Genomic DNA, 12,083 nt, shown 5'->3' with positions numbered 1-12,083 from the left:
CTACCAGAGCCGTGTCGTCTCCCAGCTCATGCGCCGGGCCCAGGAACTCGGCTACACCCTCACCAAAACCGCGGACGTCTCACCCCCTGCCGGTTCACCCGCGTGATGATGTTACTTGGAAGAGCGGGCTAGGCCAATATCCGGCTTGGACCAGCGCGTTCCGAACCTCGCAGCTGGGCCAGGGGGTGCAGGACGTCGATCGCCCAAGTCAAATCAAGCCGTTCCCCGAGCCAGCCGGCGCATGCCGTCCGCGCGTCGAGGCGAAGGCCGTTCGAGTCGTGGCACGTGCGGAGAGCCGCGATGGGATCACCGGCACCGCTGCAGGCGGCGGCACCTCAGGCAGCGGGCGGCCGTCCGGCCGCCGGAATCGAAGAGTCCCGTCGGGCCCGCGCTCGACCTGGTAGCCCTCCTCGTGCACCGCTCGGTGATGCCGGCGGCAGAGGAGCGCGAGGTTCGAGAGCGTTGTCGGACCACCGTGCGCCCAATGGTGGAGATGATGCCCCTGGCCGAAGCGGCCGCCACAGCCGGGGAAACGGCAGCCCCGGTCCCGATGGTGGAGTGCTCGCCGTAAGGCGGGGGGAATCGTCCGGGTCCGGGCCCCGATTTCCAGCAGGCGCCCGGCGGCACCATGGCGCATCACCACCCGGCTGGCGTCGCACGCCAGGCGCCGGGACGTTTCCGCGGAAACGCGCGCGCCATCCTCGAGGACAGACTGGCCCGGCTGATCCGGATCGGCCAGTGCCTGGGCGTCGACATGGACCACCACCTGGTAGCGTTCGCCCGGGGCGCCGGGATCAAGCCCGTGATGGAGGGCCGTCTCCGCGAGCAGGGCCAGCGCATCGGCCTGCTGCTGGGCCAGCGTGGGCGTTTCCGCGGAAACGTCTCCGTGCCCGGCCTCCCCGTCCAGCACGCGGGCCCGCTGGTACAGTGCCTCGCGCGCTGCCGTGAGCGCCTGCACGAGCAGCGCGCCCATCTCCGGCTCGAGCCGCCCCCTGAGCACCACCATGCCGTCCTCGTCCTGGTGCACGTGGAGGGCTCGGCCCGCATGCCGTTGCGCGGTCTCCCGAGCCTCGGCCCGCCGGTCTACCCGACGCCAGCCGCGTACGATCCGCTCGACGTGGGCGGCCGTGCCCGCGCGCCCCACGGCCAGGAGCCGCGCTTCGGTCTCCGGCGCGGCCACGCGGGTGATGGCGCGGACCTTGGCGTACGACACCTGCCCGCTGGCAAGGGCCTGGGCAACGAGCGGCAGCGTCTCGAGGGCGCGCGCGACCCGGACCCGTTCACGCGCCGCGCCCAGATCAAGCCCCACCCTCCAGGAGAGCCACGCGGCGCAGGAGCGAAAACCTGTGTTCCATCCCCCTCGCGCGTCGAACTCTCGGATCATGGAGAGAAGGCGCGCGGTGGCGGCGTCAAGGTGCGCGGACAGCTCGGCGATCTCGTCGCCGAGCCGGTCCAGCTCAGAGGTGGAATGGATCTGCATGGCGAGCCCTCCTTCTGCTGAGGCGACTCTACACCCTGATTTTCGGGCTCTCGGAGAGCGTCCGGGAGGGGCGATCTCGGGACGCGAAATGATTTTCGATCGGGTCCAACCCGATCGTGTACCGGTGGACTCGCGCGTGCCGCTGGGCCGGCACTTTCCGGGGGCTGCTGCCGAGTGACCGCCTCACCCGGCAGAGGCTGTCAAGCGAAAAAGCGCGGGATGCCGACTCTTGGTGTATCCATTCGCGTACATTGACCTCTCCCGGAGACCTCGGATAGGATCGGAGTAACCCACGGCCATGAAGCAAGCGGAGCGTCCCGGTCTGCATCGGTGGTCCCGCCACGAGTACGGGCAGTTGATCGACCACGGCCTCCTCGACGAGGATGACCCGATCGAGCTGCTCGACGGCCTATTGCTCGTCAAGGAGCCCCAGCACAGCCCGTACCGGACGGCGGTGCTTCTGGCGGCGAAGGCCCTCGAGCTCGGATTCGGAGCGGGCTGGTTCGTTCAGACTCAGAGCCCGATCATTCTCGATGACCGGTCCGAGCCCGAACCGGACGTCTGCGTCGTTCGGGGCTCGCCGCGTGACTACGCCGCCGCACATCCGACTCGCCCGGCGCTCATCGTCGAGGTCGCTCAGTCGGGCTTGCTCCTCGCCCGCGGTCGCAAAGCCGCGGCATATGCCCGCGCGGGAATCGCGGACTACTGGATTCTCAACCTCGGCGACCGCGTGCTGGAAGTCTATCGCGAGCCGGCGTGCCCGGGCCCGGCCCGGCGGGCCTGGGGCTATGTGGCGATCGATACGCTGAGCGCCGACGCCACGGTCACGCCGCTCGCCGCCCCGGCGGCGGCCATCCGCGTCGCCGATCTCCTGCCGTAGCCGGGCCCCAGACCCCCCGTTTGCATCACTGACGCGGCCCTTGACGACGCCCCCGTCTGGGGGCAGTATCGTCGCCGCAGGACGCAAACTCATCCACGTCATAGATAAGGGGAAAATCCATGGCAAAGCCCGCTCCGTCGAAGGCCACCCGTCGTGACTTCCTGAAGTATGCCGCCGCCGGGGCCGCGGGCGTTGCCGCGGGGCCCTGGGTCTCCCGCAATGCCCAGGCCAAGCCGGTCAGCATCACGTTCGCGCGCGAAAGCGCCTACGTGAAGAACTTCGACGACCACTTCCAGAAGGTTATGGCGCCTGCCTACGAAAAGGCCACGGGCATCAAGATCGAATACCAGATCCAGGCCGCCGGGGGCAGCGCGCCGGTCCAGCTGGTCTCGATGGTCGAGAACAAGTCCGGCGCCGACCTGGCATGGGTTCAGCAGGAGTGGCTCTACCGCGACGCCCTGGTGGACGTGTCCGACATCGCCGAGGCGGTGGGCAAGGAGCAGGGCGGCTGGTATGACGAGATCAAGCGCCTGTCCATCGACAAAGGGAAGTGGAAGTCCGTGCCCATGGGGAACATCGGCCAGCTGATGGTTTACCGAAAGGATTGGTTCGACGAGGTCGGGGTCAAGAAATTCCCGGAGACCTGGGACGAGTTCCTGGAAGCCGGCATCAAGCTCAAGGCCAAGGGCCATCCGTTCGGCATGTCCATGGGTCACGGCTTCGCCGACAACTATTCCTGGCTCTACCCCCTGCTGTGGTCCTACGGGGTAACGGTCATGGACAAGGATGGCAAGAAGGTCGCTCTCGACACCAACGAGACCGCGAAGGCCGTGGATTTCGTGCGCAAGCTGTACAAGGAAGCCTGCATCGAAGATTGCGTCGGGTGGCTGGATCCGGCCAACAACAAGGCCTTCCTGACCAGCCAGATCTCGTGCACCAACAATGCCTACAGCATCATGGTGTCGGCCAAGCGCGACCTGCCTGAGATGGGGAAGGTGATCGAACACGGGCTCAATCCCAAGGGGCCCAATGGCCAGCGCTACCATGCCCTCGTGCAGGTGACGCACGGCGTTTTCGCCTACAGCAAAGACCCGCAGGCAGCCAAGGATTTCCTGCGCTGGATCATGGACCCCAAGCAGTTCCGTCCGTGGATCGCCTCGGGCGATATGTACTTCGCTCCGTACCTGCACGGCTTCGACAAAGCGCCCGAGTGGGACATCGAGCCGCGCGTCAAGCCGTTCCAGAAAGTCCTCGAGACCGGGAAGCTCACGTCGTGGCCGGCGCCCGCCAACCGCCAGCATGGGGAAGTGGTCAATCGCTGGATCGTGATCGACATGTTCACCAAGGCCTGCACGGGCACGCCGACCAAGGCCGCCATCGCGGAGGCCGTCGGGCAGCTCAAGACAATCTACGGGTAGGCGTTGAGCAAGGTTCTCGAGGCCTCTCGGGCGGGCGCGCTGTCGGCGCCCGCCCACCGGCCGTTCCGGTTTGGCCGGCTCGGCGCGTTCATGGAGCGCGAGTCCGTATTTTCCTGGCTCATGCTCACGCCGCCCATGCTGTTCCTGCTGGCATTCCTGGGCTACCCGTTCATCTACGGCGTGTACCTGAGCTTCTTCCACAAGGAGGTGGCCCGCGCCGCCTCCTTCGTGGGCTTCGGCAATTTCGTCAAACTTTATAACGACCCGATCTTCTGGCAGGCGGTCAGAAACACGATCATCTTCACTGGAGTCGCGACCATCCTGAAGGCCTCCGGCGGCCTCGCCATGGCGCTCGTGATGAACCAGAGCTTCAAGATGAAGTCCGTCACGCGCGCCGCGCTGCTCCTCCCGTTCATCGTGCCCACGGTGCTCAGCACCGTGGCGTGGCAGTGGATCCTGGACCCCGGCATGGGCCTCTTCAACCGCCTGCTGGTGGTGAGCGGCCTGGCGACGACCGGGCCCTCCTGGCTCGGCAACCCGACCATGGCCATGATCTCGATCATCATGGTCAACACGTGGCGCGGCCTGCCGTTCTTCGGCATTTCGATCCTCGCGGGCCTGCAGACCATTCCCGTCGACCTGCACGAGTCGGCGACCATTGACGGCGCGGGCACGTGGGGCCGCTTCCGTTACGTCACGCTGCCGTCGCTCATGCCCGTGATCCTCATCGTCACCACGTTCTCGATCGTCATCACCTTCTTCGACTTCCAGCTGGTCTACGTGCTCACCGGCGGCGGTCCCGCCAACTCCACGCACCTGATGGCCACCTACGCCTACAGCCTCAGCATGGGCGCGGGCCAGATGGGGCTCGGCTCCGCGGTGGCGCTCAGCATGGTGCCGGTGCTGGGTCTCCTGCTCGTGGCGCTCACCTTCTTCGTGCGCAAGGACTGATCAATGGTCGGCGAGCTGACCTGGCGCAAGCGCATCCTTGGCCTCTGGCTGCCGCTGGTGGCGTTCGTCGTGGTGGCGCTGTTTCCATTCACCTGGATGGCGGCCACGTCGCTCAAGACCAACGCCGAGCTGTACGACCCCAAGGCCATGCCGCTCAGCATCCAGCACCCGTCGCTGGTCCACTACATTGATCTGCTCAAGGAGACCAACTTCCTGATCTGGGTAGCCAACACGATGCTGGTGGCCGTGATCGCGACCGCCATCTCCCTCCTGCTCGGGAGCATGTTGGCCTACCCGCTGGCGCGCATGCGGTTTCGCGGCGGGGCGCTGCTGGCCATCGCCGTGGCCGTGACCTACCTGGTGCCGCAGACGCTCCTGTTCGTGCCCATGGCCGATCTCATCGGCCGGCTGCACCTGGGCAATACGCTCACGGCCGTGATGCTGACCTATCCGACCCTGCTCGTGCCCTTCATCGCGTGGCTCTTGATGGGCTACTTCAAGACGGTGCCAAAGGAGCTGGAGGAGCAGGCCATGATCGACGGCGCCAGCCGCTGGCGCGCCATGACGAGGATCATTCTTCCGCTCTGCATGCCCGGCTTTATCTCAGCCGGCATCTTCGCCTTCACGCTGTCGCAGAACGAGTTCCTCTACGCGTTGCTCTTCCTCAGCAAATCGAGCGTGCGCACCATACCGATCGGCGTCGTGGGCGAGCTGATCCGCGGCGACGCCTTCTACTGGGGCCAGCTTATGGCCGGGGCGCTGCTCGGCTCCATCCCCGTCGCGCTGATCTACTCGTTCTTCGTGAAGTACTACGTCGCGGGTCTCACCGCCGGCGCCGTCAAGGGCTAGAGCCGCAGGAAGGTCCCCGGCCGTTCGGGGCGAAGCCGAGCGTCGGCACCGCGATCGTCCGCTGACCCCCACCTAAGCTCTGCCGGCGCGGGCTCGCGGTCAAGGCGCGGGGCCGGGCGGCGCGGCGGCTGGCCTCGCGCTCGCGCGCGTTGACATCAGGGGCGGGGCGGCCGTAGCTGACGACGCGCGAGCGCCAGCGAGCATGTGGGAAGAGGACGGAAACAGATGGGGATCCTCTAACCCGAACAGACATTTCCCAGGGCTCCCACGCAACGGGGCGCCCTGGGCCACACCATGTGCGCAGGCTATAGCGGCCTGATTTGCACCTTGCGCCACTTGATGACGCCGCCGGGGGCGTCTTTGGGGCCGCTGCCATACTGGAGGGCGACCGATCCCTGCGCGAACTGGCTGTTCTGAATATTGACGGTCTGGACTCCGTTCAGCACGACGATCAGCTGCGAGCCCTTGGCCGTGATCTCATAGGTGTTCCACTTGCCGCCGGCCTTGGGCATGGGCGATACCTTCGCGAAATTGACGATGGCCCCGGTGCCGTAGGACGGGTCGGGGCGCTGGTCGAAGATGTTCACCTCGTAGGCGTTGGTGGCGGTGATCTTGCTGGGATCGGTACAGCGGATGAAGACGCCGCTGTTCGTGGTGTGATCCGCCCAGAACTCCGCCCTGATCTGGAAGTCCTTGTAGGAGTTCTTCGAGACGAGATAGCCACCCTTGCCCTTGTCGGCCACAATGGCACCGTCCGCCGCTCTCCAGTTGGCGTCGCCGATGCGGTTCCAGTTGTCCAGGCCGGTGGTGCCGTCAACAAGCGTGATCCATCCCGCGTCGGCTTGACCGGACGGCTGGCTTGCGCATCCCAAAACGGTTAGCCCGATAACAAACAACCCCATGGTGATGACAGACAAGCGTTTCATTACGATCTCCTCCTGGGTTGAATGACGATTCCCCGCTCTTTACCCTGCAAAGGATGGGGCACCAGGCGCCTGCCCGTCAAGAAGCTTGATCGCCGGTCTCAACCTTCTGCTCACCGGAATGCGCACAGGGCGGACACACGCGGCGGGGGCAGGTGGGGCGGGGCCGGGCGGCGCGGGAGCGCCGGAGCGGGCCGGGTGGGTGAGGGGGGCCGGCACGGCGAGGGGATCCGGGCAGGTTGACGCCAAGTGCTACATGTAGCACACTCAGGCCATGCGCACCGCCGGAGTCCGCGAGGCCCGCCAGAACCTCTCGGCGCTTCTGGACGAGGTCCGGAAGGGGCGCGAGGTTGTCATCACGGAGCGCGGGCGGCCCGTGGCGAAGCTGGTGCCGCCGGATCGCCCGCGCGGCAAGGGCGTTCCGAACCTTGTCGCGTTCCGCCGGAAGATGCCGGTCCTCGACCCTCCACTCTCCACCACCGTCGCCGAGGACCGCGCGGATCGCCTCTAGGAGGCGCGTTCCGTCGCGGCGTCGCGAGCAGCGGGCGGGATACCGAGCGGGGCTGCCCGGCCCCCTCTATTGCGACACCAGCGCCCTGCTCAAACTCTACCTGCCGGAGCCAGGCAGCGACGAGTTCAATGAAGTCGTGGAAGGCCGGGACGATGTCCTCGTGTCCGATCTGGCGGTGACCGAGTTCATCTCGGCGCTCGCCCGCCGTCTGCGTCAGGGGTCCCTCGCGCGGGAGGCTGTGCGACGCCTTCAGCACGCCATCCTCGGGCGCCTCGACGACGGCGTGTACCACCGCGTCGAGTTGACTCGCGACGTCCACCGCCGGGCGGAACAATTCCTCCTGAGCCTGCCGGAGACTCCGCTGCGCACCGCCGACGCTCTTCACCTGGCACTGGCGACGTCAGCGCGGGCGGCATCGCTGGCGTCGTTCGACGCGCGGCTGACAGCCGCGGCCCGAGCGATCGGCCTCGCCGTCTACCCAGCCTGAAGCGGCTCAGTACCCCCTCTCGGAGGACAAGTTCTGGCGCCGGTACAATTGCGTCCTCCTGACCGGCAACGGTCGTCCGTTCCTCACCATTCGTATTGACAGTCATCGATACGTGTGAGACGATCCCCCCATGGCGAAGCGGGGCACGGGGCACGTCGTCGATCCCCCGGAACGGGCGCGCGGCACTCGGTGCTCGGTCGGCCCGCGACCGCAGATCGATTTCGAGCTCTTGGAGCGGGTCAGCGCCGATCTCGAGCTCCTCGCTCATCCTGTCCGGCTTGCCATTCTCGATATCCTCGTGCGTCGCGGCGGTGAGGTGTGCGTCTGTGATCTTGAGGGGGCGCTTCCGGTCAAGCAGCCGACGGTCTCGCACCATCTTCGCTTACTCCGCGAGGCCGGATGGATTGACGCGATCCGCAAGGGAGTGTGGGCCTACTACTTCGTTCGGCCGGAGATCATGCGCGCCGTGCGAGGACGCGTCCAGCGAGTGATGGAGGGTACTACATGACCGAGATCGTGTAGATCGGCCGCTTCGTTGGAGCGGAGGTATGGTCAGTGCTGCCGGCCTTTGTGATAAGCATTGCCCTCGGCACCCTCATCCACGCGTTGCAGTTGGATGGCCTTATCCGTCGTGCCGTCGAGGTTCGCATCGGCCTCGCGGTCGTGTTGGCAACGGCTGTCGGCGCCTTCAGCCCCTTGTGCGCGTGCACGGTCGTGCCGGTGATCAGCGGGTTGCTCCATAGTGGGGTGCCACTGGCGCCCGTGATGTCGTTCTGGATCGCTTCACCCACGATGGACCCCGAGAAATTCGCGTTGACAGTCTCGATGCTCGGCTGGCCGCTCGCTGTCGCGCGACTCGCGGCGACGCTCGCCCTTAGCCTGGGCGCCGGGTATCTCACCGTTGCGCTCGTTCGGACGGGTCTCCTCGGCGCCAACGTCCTACGGCAGTCTGCGACATCGTCGGCGAGCGCGACGAAGAGCCGCTTGCCGGTGATCTCCGGAGCCTCTGACGCTACCGGCACCACATCGTCCTGCTGCGCAGCAGCGGCGGCCACGCCTTCTGCGACGCATGCGTCATTCAGCGAGCGTGTCAGGCATATCCATTGGCCGACTGCGGGGCGCGAGATGGGCGTGCAGAGCTGGCGGCTGGGACGGTGGCTCCTGCTCGCCTTTCTTCTCGAAGCCTTGATCGTCCGCTACGTGCCCCAGGCCGCAATTGCGAGCGTACTGGGCGAAGGAAGTCGCTTCGCGGTCGTGATTGCTGCGCTTGTCGGGATTCCGCTCTACCTCAACAACGTCGCCGCGCTCCCCATCGTATCGGGGCTGCTCGGGCAAGGCATGCAGCCCGGCGCGGCGATCGCCTTTCTCATCGCCGGACCTGTCACAACGGTTCCCGCGATGTCCGCCGTGTGGGGTGTCGTTACGCGGCGCGTGTTCGCACTGTACCTTGGGGTCTCGGTATTGGGAGCTGTCATCCTCGGCTGGCTCACGAACCTCGTGCTCGGATAGGACTCACTGTCTAACCTTGTCTCAAAGCGGTAAGGTAATGCGTGTTTCAGTCGCGTCGATTTTCTCGGAAGTAAACGGCGTGTAACGTGCAGCGATTTCTAGCGAAAGCGTGGTCACGACTCAAACACGGGTTCGAGTCCCGCTGGGGCTCGATGCATTCCCAACAGACCGCGCCTATCAATACCCCTTGACGTATGGCCGCTTCCCCGCCGTCGCCTCGATCGCCGGCCCCGCTTCGAGCAGCACCGCCGTCGAGTCCCAGGTGCCGGCCACGAGCTGGTTGCGCGGGCCGTCGGGCACGGTCGCCTTGATGACGCGGTCGCCGAAGCGGACCTCTTGCTTTTCCACGTCCACCGTCAGCGGGGTCTTGGGCTCGCGGGTGATGGCTTTCTGGAGCCACTCGAGGTCAGCCTGGGTGGCGACCAGGCAGGGGATGCCGAGCATCGGGAGCCGCCGACGATGGCGCTGATGCCCCAGCGCATGAGGGCTTGCGGCGCATGCTCCCGGGAAGACCCGCAGCCGAAGTTCTGGCCGACCACCAGCACCGACGCGCCCTTGTAGGCGGGCTGGTTGAAGGGGTGTTCGGGGTTCTGCTTCTTCGCGTCCTCGAAGGCGTGCTCGCCCATGCCCTCGAAGGTCACGGCCTTGAGGAAGCGCGCGGGGATGATGCGGTCGGTGTCGATGTCGTTGCCGGTGACGGGAATGCCGCGGCCCGACACCTGGCGGCGCTTGATCCCTCAGCCGACGAAGTCGGGGATCGCGGGGATCACGGTTTTGGGCGCTTCCTCCATCAGCCAGTGACCCGCGCCCGCGACCACCTGGCCTCGGACGTCGGATGCCACTAGCTTGGCCTGCTCGATGAGGAAGGTGCCGCCCGCCTTCTCGCCCGACAGGACCAGCATCGGCATGGAAAGCTGCGTGCTGCCCATCCGGGCGAAGTCCAGGGCGTCGCGCTCGAAATTGCGGAAGTACTCGAAGCCGGCGCGCATGGCCCCGGGCTGCGCGTAGGCCCGGGCGTAGAGCCGGCGATCGGCCTCGGGCACTGAGCGCTTCCGATCGGCGGCGAAGTCGTTCCAGAAGTGCTCGAGGTAGGTGCGCTCGCGGCCTTTCACCAGCGCCAGCGGCACGTCGCCGTAAAAGTGGAAGTGCCACAGGTCGCGCAGGAGCCACACGTCCTTCCAGTTGCCGATGCCGGGCAGGAAGGCGTCCATCAGCACCACCCGCTCGGTGGCCTCCCGGAACTGCGCAGCGTAAGCGTAGGCCACCATCAGCCCGATGTCGTGGCCGACGATGCTGACGCGATCGAGCTTCAGCGAGGAGGTCAGCTCGTGGATGTCCACCGCCATGGTCTTCTTGTCGTAGCCGGTTGCCGGCTTGGCCGATCCCCCGGCGCCGCGCAGGTCGGGCACGATGACGGTGTGACGCTGCGCGAGCAACGGCATGATCGGGCGCCACATGTGGCCGGTCTCGGCATATTCGTGCAGCAGGACCACCGGGCTGCCCTGCCCGCCGATGAGATAGCGAAGCCGCACCCCGTTAACCTTGGCGAAGCGCTCGGTGAAGCCGGCGGGCCCGCGCGCCAAGCTAGCGGTTCGGCTCTGCGACGAAGACCGGGATCTTCCGGGTGGTCTTTGCTTGGTATTCCGCGTACGGCGGAAACGCCGCGACGGCAAGAGCCCAGAGCCGGGCCCGCTCGGCTTCGTTCTCGACCTCGCGCACCCGCATCGCCTGCACCACCGTATGGTCGCGAAGCTCGACGGCCGGGTTCACGCGCAGGTTGTGCACCCAGACCGGGTGCGTCGGTGCCCCGCCCTGCGACCCGACAAGGACATAGTTGGCGCCGTCCTTGACGCGCATGAGCGGGGTCTTACGGATCGCGCCGGTCTTATTGCCGGTGTTGGTCACGATGATCACCGGCAACCCGGTGTCGCGAAGCGTGGTGCCTTTGGTCCCGCCACTGCCCTCGTAGAGTTCGACCTGTTCACGCACCCAATCCCTGGGGCTGGGAATATACTCTGCCATGGGGTTCTCCTCGATGAAGGGGAAGCGCAAGAGTCGGGCTTCATTTTCTTGCAGACGGTGCCGCGACACAAGCCAGAAAAGGAAACCGCTATGGTCGTGTACGCGTTCGACGTGGATGAGACCCTGGAGGTCAGCAAGGGGCCTGTGAAGCTGGTCGATCTCGCCAAGTTGCGCGAGGACGGCCATATCGTCGGCCTCTGTGGGAATTGGGCGATGGTGACGCTGCACTATCCGGGCTGGCACCACATCTGCTCGTTCGTGGGGCCATGCGGCATCGAGAAGCACGACTTTTTGCGCCAGCTGCGGCAGCACATTCCGGGGCAAGACTACGTGATGGTCGGCAACATCCTCGGCATCTCCGGCGCGAGCGACGACCGCGGCGCTGCGGAGCGCGCAGGCTGGCGCTTCATCAAAGAAAGCGAGTTCGCCAAAGGGGTGCGCTGAATGGGTGCCCTCCCGGGATGTAGGTGACTGACTTGGGGAGAAGGGGGTCAGGTCGGTCGGGCTCTCTGGGCCAGGGGATGCAGGACGTCGATGGCCCAAGTCAGATTCAGCCGTTCCCCGAGCCAGCCGGCGCACGCCGTCCGCGCATCGATGCGAAGGCCTTGCGCGTCGTGACAAGCGCGGAGAGCCTCGATGGGGTCACCGAGCACCGCGGTAGGCGGAGGCACCTCAGGCAGCGGGCGGCCGTCCGGCCGCCTGAATCGGAGAGCCCCGTCGGGCCCGCGCGCGACCTGGTAGCCCTCCTCGTGCACCGCGCGATGATGCCGACGACAGAGCAGCGCGAGGTTTGACAGCGTTGTCGGGCCACCGTGCGCCCAGTGGCGGAGATGATGCCCCTGGCCGAAGCGGACGCCGCAGCCGGGGAAACGGCAGCCCCGGTCCCGATGGTGGAGCGCTCGCCGCAAGGCGGGGGAATCGTCCGGGTCCGGGCCCCGATCTCCACCAGGCGCCCGGCGTCGTCGTAGCGCATCACCACCCGGCTGGCGTCGCAGGCCAGGCGCCGGGATGTTTCCGCGGAAACGCGCGCGCCGCCCTCGAGGACGGACTGGC

The 12,083-nt window shown here is 66.6% G+C and carries 14 protein-coding genes and 1 pseudogene; 9 read left to right on the top strand and 6 right to left on the bottom strand.

The window, feature by feature from the left end; translation table 11 throughout:
- Nucleotides 1-208: 208 nt before the first annotated feature.
- Nucleotides 209-1,480, bottom strand: coding sequence for a DUF222 domain-containing protein (locus Q7W02_04845; protein ID MDO8475516.1), 1,272 nt, complete (start codon nt 1,478-1,480; stop codon nt 209-211).
- 298 nt (nt 1,481-1,778) lie between these two features.
- On the opposite strand from Q7W02_04845, the gene Q7W02_04840 reads away from it, so the two are divergent.
- The 4 genes from Q7W02_04840 to Q7W02_04825 all read left to right on the top strand — a co-directional run bounded on the left by Q7W02_04840 (nt 1,779) and on the right by Q7W02_04825 (nt 5,578).
- Entirely contained in the window at nt 1,779-2,360 is a 582-nt protein-coding gene (locus tag Q7W02_04840) for a Uma2 family endonuclease (protein MDO8475515.1), read from the top strand.
- 119 nt (nt 2,361-2,479) lie between these two features.
- Nucleotides 2,480-3,778 (top strand): extracellular solute-binding protein, encoded by a 1,299-nt coding sequence (locus tag Q7W02_04835; protein MDO8475514.1) that lies wholly within the window; start codon nt 2,480-2,482, stop codon nt 3,776-3,778.
- Between the two features lie 3 nt (nt 3,779-3,781).
- Nucleotides 3,782-4,729, top strand: coding sequence for a sugar ABC transporter permease (locus tag Q7W02_04830; protein MDO8475513.1), 948 nt, complete (start codon nt 3,782-3,784; stop codon nt 4,727-4,729).
- A 3-nt stretch (nt 4,730-4,732) separates the two neighbouring features.
- Nucleotides 4,733-5,578, top strand: coding sequence for a carbohydrate ABC transporter permease (locus Q7W02_04825; protein MDO8475512.1), 846 nt, complete (start codon nt 4,733-4,735; stop codon nt 5,576-5,578).
- Between the two features lie 305 nt (nt 5,579-5,883).
- Here Q7W02_04825 and Q7W02_04820 read toward each other — a convergent pair whose 3' ends face one another.
- Nucleotides 5,884-6,504 (bottom strand): DUF1080 domain-containing protein, encoded by a 621-nt coding sequence (locus Q7W02_04820; protein ID MDO8475511.1) that lies wholly within the window; start codon nt 6,502-6,504, stop codon nt 5,884-5,886.
- Nucleotides 6,505-6,775: 271 nt separating this feature from the next.
- Here Q7W02_04820 and Q7W02_04815 point away from each other — a divergent pair, with 271 nt between their 5' ends.
- The 4 genes from Q7W02_04815 to Q7W02_04800 all read left to right on the top strand — a co-directional run bounded on the left by Q7W02_04815 (nt 6,776) and on the right by Q7W02_04800 (nt 9,008).
- Nucleotides 6,776-7,012, top strand: a complete 237-nt coding sequence (locus tag Q7W02_04815) for a type II toxin-antitoxin system prevent-host-death family antitoxin (GenBank protein ID MDO8475510.1) — start codon at nt 6,776-6,778, stop codon at nt 7,010-7,012.
- Complete coding sequence (locus tag Q7W02_04810) at nt 6,930-7,499, top strand: type II toxin-antitoxin system VapC family toxin (GenBank protein ID MDO8475509.1); 570 nt, start codon at nt 6,930-6,932, stop codon at nt 7,497-7,499. The genes Q7W02_04815 and Q7W02_04810 overlap by 83 nt, the downstream gene beginning before the upstream one ends.
- 130 nt (nt 7,500-7,629) lie before the next feature.
- Entirely contained in the window at nt 7,630-8,007 is a 378-nt protein-coding gene (locus Q7W02_04805; protein ID MDO8475508.1) for a metalloregulator ArsR/SmtB family transcription factor, read from the top strand.
- Between the two features lie 14 nt (nt 8,008-8,021).
- Nucleotides 8,022-9,008 carry a permease gene (locus tag Q7W02_04800; protein ID MDO8475507.1) on the top strand — a complete coding sequence of 329 codons (987 nt, stop codon included), beginning with the start codon at nt 8,022-8,024 and terminating at the stop codon, nt 9,006-9,008.
- 177 nt (nt 9,009-9,185) lie between these two features.
- On the opposite strand, the pseudogene Q7W02_04795 reads toward Q7W02_04800, so the two are convergent.
- The 3 genes and pseudogenes from Q7W02_04795 to Q7W02_04785 all read right to left on the bottom strand — a co-directional run bounded on the left by Q7W02_04795 (nt 9,186) and on the right by Q7W02_04785 (nt 11,030).
- Nucleotides 9,186-9,742, bottom strand: a pseudogene (locus Q7W02_04795) (isopropylmalate isomerase).
- A 3-nt stretch (nt 9,743-9,745) separates the two neighbouring features.
- The gene (locus Q7W02_04790) at nt 9,746-10,591 is read right to left on the bottom strand and encodes an alpha/beta hydrolase (GenBank protein ID MDO8475506.1); all 846 of its coding nucleotides are present in this window, start codon (nt 10,589-10,591) and stop codon (nt 9,746-9,748) included.
- A 1-nt stretch (nt 10,592) separates the two neighbouring features.
- The gene (locus Q7W02_04785) at nt 10,593-11,030 is read right to left on the bottom strand and encodes a nitroreductase family deazaflavin-dependent oxidoreductase (protein MDO8475505.1); all 438 of its coding nucleotides are present in this window, start codon (nt 11,028-11,030) and stop codon (nt 10,593-10,595) included.
- A 90-nt stretch (nt 11,031-11,120) separates the two neighbouring features.
- Between Q7W02_04785 and Q7W02_04780 the strand changes: the two genes are divergently transcribed.
- Nucleotides 11,121-11,474: an HAD family hydrolase gene (locus Q7W02_04780; protein MDO8475504.1), complete on the top strand. Its 354-nt coding sequence runs from the start codon at nt 11,121-11,123 to the stop codon at nt 11,472-11,474.
- 47 nt (nt 11,475-11,521) lie between these two features.
- Here the strand turns inward: Q7W02_04780 and Q7W02_04775 are convergent, their stop codons facing one another.
- On the bottom strand, nt 11,522-11,938 hold the full coding sequence (locus tag Q7W02_04775; GenBank protein ID MDO8475503.1) for an HNH endonuclease signature motif containing protein: 417 nt from the start codon (nt 11,936-11,938) through the stop codon (nt 11,522-11,524).
- Nucleotides 11,939-12,083: the final 145 nt, after the last annotated feature.

This window comes from Candidatus Rokuibacteriota bacterium (assembly GCA_030647435.1).
In the GTDB taxonomy this organism is placed as follows: Bacteria; Methylomirabilota; Methylomirabilia; order Rokubacteriales; family CSP1-6; genus AR37.
This window is presented reverse-complemented; position numbering and strand designations above follow the sequence as displayed.